Here is a 2,453-nt window from a genome sequence, read left to right as displayed (position 1 = left end):
TGTATATCGCATAATAAAAGTACAGAAAATCGCAGCGTAAAAATGCAGAGCTAGCCTGCGTTTTACAAGGCGGAAAAATAAATAGGCACTTGCCAACATCACTCTATTAAGTCTACCTTGGTCTTTGTCCAGAAGAACCAGGGAGATGTGAGAGGAATGTTGAAAGTGCCACAGCAACAGTATATCAAATTTTTGTACGAGAATGAGGATTATTCAATCTCGGAGATTGCGAGAGCCATGGGAGTCAATTGGAGGACAGCCAAGAAATACGCCACAAAGGACGATTGGAATGAACCCGTTTGTCGGCGCAAGAGACGATATCCCGTTCTCGGTCCGTATCTTGACATCATTGATACTTGGTTAACGGAGGAGCAGGCGTTGCCCCGCAAACAGCGTTATACCGCGAAGCGAATCTTTGATCGTCTGCGTGATGAATACAGGTTTGAGGGCGGACGACGCACTGTTGAAGAATATGTAGCCAAACGCCGAAAAGAACTCAAGCTGGAACGTGCCGAAAGCTATGAACGACTCGAACACCCCGGCGGCGAGGCACAGGTTGATTTTGGTACAGCCTATGTTGGGCAACCAGGTCAACTCGTGGAGCGCAAAGTGCTGATTATGTCCTTCCCGTTTAGCAATGCGGCCTTCGCCTTTCCGGTTCGAAAGGAGAACACAGAGTGTTTTCTGGAGGCAATGAAGCGCATCTTTGAACGGATGGGAGGCGTTCCGAGGAAAATCTGGTTCGACAACTTGTCGGCGGCGGTGGTCTCGATTGGCCGTGATGGAAAGCGGTCATGCACCGATCAGTTCCTGCGGTTTGCTACCCACTACCGGTTCGACCCAGAATTCTGTAATCCCTATCGTGGTCACGAAAAGGGGCATGTGGAGAACAAGGTGGGGTACAGTCGGCGTAATTGGCTCGTACCACCACCGATTTGCGAAACGGATGCTGACCTTGAGACATACTTGGCCCAGGCAGCAGAGGCAGACATGGATCGTCCACACTATGCCAAGAAAGAGCGTATCGTCGACTTGTGGGAGCAAGAACGGAAGAAGCTTTTGGCTATGCCAACCGTTGCGTTTGAGGTTTTCAGGCTTGAACCGGCCCGCTTGAACAAATATCGGGAACTCCGGTTTGAAACAACCACATATCCACTACCGCAGTGCCGTGCGCTAGATCCCGTATTGCTCAAGGTGAAATGGGACGAGATCGAGGTTTTGTCGGGCGACGGAGAGTACCGACACCTGGGGACGTTGCCTCGCCCGTACACGGAAAAGGCAATCCCGATTGAGTGGACAGATGTGTTTGAGGGTTACCTGAGAAAGCCAAGGATGGTGATGTACTCCGATCTGGCGAGGTTCATGCCTGCTTCCGTCCGCAGATTCGTGCAAGTGGAGGATATCGATCTGAGGAAATCTCGTGTGGCTCTGATTCGTCGATTGTTAGATACACACCAGATGTCCGACATGGGTGCTGCACTCGATACACTGGCTGGGCATTTCGATCCTGACACAGTCCTTGAGCATGCGCTATATGCGATGAAACATCCTGAGTTTCACCCTAAGCCGTTTGCGGAGGCTCATACACCGATGGAGATTCACGGGCACACACCGGACCTCAGGCAATATGACGCCATTCTGGGGGTGAGCAGAGCATGAAACACGAATTGGTTACTGCATGCAAGAACCTCCACTTGGGGTATGTGATGGAAGCGTACGAGGCGATTGCGTTCAATGACCGCTCGCAATACCTGCTTGAAGTCCTCCAAGTGGAACTGCGGGGCCGAGAGATATCCAGGATTCGCAGACTCATGAAGAAAGCCCGGTTTCCACAGATGAAGACACTAGAGGATTATGATTTCGGAGCAGTCACCTTCCCAGCGCATTGCAGTCGTGAGCTCCTAACGGATCTGGCATTTCTCGAGCGGAAAGAGAACGTGATGATGCTGGGCAAAGTGGGAACAGGCAAGACCCACCTGGCAACGGCACTAGGCGTGGAGGCTTGCCGACGAGGGTACGAGGTACGATTCTTTCGGGTGCATGACCTTGTGGCCGCGTTACAGGACAAGTACCAATCCGGGACGCTTAGCCGTTTTCAGCGGGAGTTGCAGAAGGCTGAGTTACTCATCCTCGACGAAATGGGGTTTGTGCCCTTTCACAAAGACGGAGCTGAACTACTGTTTAACGTCATCTCCGAATGCTATGAGCAAAGGAGTGTGATTGTCACCTCTAACCTTGAGTTTGGCCAGTGGAACACGGTGTTTGGAGATGCCAGACTGACAGCAGCGCTCGTGGACCGACTCGTTCACCACGCACACGTCCTGGCTTTCACCGGCGAGAGCTACCGGCTACGAAATGCGCTATCCGGAGTGAGATCGTCATAATCTTCAGCGTTGGCCGTGCCTATGCACAAATCCGCAGCGATTCTCTGTATTTTTGACTTGCGAAAAACA

The 2,453-nt window shown here is 51.8% G+C and carries 2 protein-coding genes; both read left to right on the top strand.

The window, feature by feature from the left end; all coding sequences use genetic code 11:
- The first annotated feature begins 156 nt into the window (after positions 1 to 156).
- Positions 157 to 1,659 (top strand): IS21 family transposase, encoded by a 1,503-nt coding sequence (istA, locus tag EDM58_RS25200; RefSeq protein WP_122906950.1) that lies wholly within the window; start codon positions 157 to 159, stop codon positions 1,657 to 1,659.
- On the top strand, positions 1,656 to 2,384 hold the full coding sequence (gene istB / locus EDM58_RS25195) for an IS21-like element helper ATPase IstB (protein ID WP_122906949.1): 729 nt from the start codon (positions 1,656 to 1,658) through the stop codon (positions 2,382 to 2,384). The genes istA and istB overlap by 4 nt, the downstream gene beginning before the upstream one ends.
- Positions 2,385 to 2,453 lie beyond the last annotated feature (69 nt).

Source organism: Brevibacillus panacihumi (assembly GCF_003710985.1).
GTDB lineage: Bacteria > Bacillota > Bacilli > Brevibacillales > Brevibacillaceae > Brevibacillus > Brevibacillus panacihumi.
Note: the sequence above shows the minus strand (reverse complement) of the source record. Positions and strands in the feature narration are given on the sequence as shown.